The following is a 575-nucleotide window of genomic DNA, read 5'->3' on the forward strand; positions in this document are numbered from 1 at the left end:
CGTTTCTAAAATGCTCATCCATCAAATACGCTCCTTTCAAAAGAGCGTTAAAATTTTTCTTCCCTAAATAGATCATGATGGATAAGCCAATAGCCGACCACAAACTATAGCGCCCCCCTACAAAATCCCAAAATTCAAACATGTTATGCTCGTCAATACCAAATTGTTGCACGGCTTCTTTGTTGGTGGATACCGCTACAAAGTGCTTAGCGATATGCTTTTCATCGCCGCTTCTTTCTACAAACCATTTTCTTGCGGTTAGGGCGTTGGTTAAGGTTTCTTGAGTGGAAAAAGTCTTAGAAGCCACGATAAAAAGCGTGCTGGCTGGATTGACTAAGGAATTTAAGTAATTATATTGGTTTAAAAGGTTGCTCAAGTTATCGTATCTGTCCGCAAGGTTTTGCAACGCTCCTGTGTTTTTCACCATTTGAGTGGCTTCACCGATTTGATAGCCCACACTCATATAAAATCCGTCATCTTCAGCCCTTGATAATGAAGCTATGAGAGAGAAAGAGAGAGCAAAGAGAGATTTTTTCATGTTTTCTCCTTTTAGTAGATTTTCTTCATATTCCCAT

General features: G+C 39.5%; 1 protein-coding gene. It reads right to left on the minus strand.

The window, feature by feature from the left end:
- A partial coding sequence (locus IEY56_RS29255; protein ID WP_506004844.1) for a phosphoglucose isomerase-related protein occupies positions 1 to 538 on the minus strand: 538 nt, incomplete at its 3' end.
- Between the last annotated feature and the right edge of the window lie 37 nt (positions 539 to 575).

Source organism: Streptomyces daqingensis, assembly GCF_014645895.1.
GTDB classification, from domain to species: domain Bacteria; phylum Actinomycetota; class Actinomycetes; order Streptomycetales; family Streptomycetaceae; genus Streptomyces; species Streptomyces daqingensis.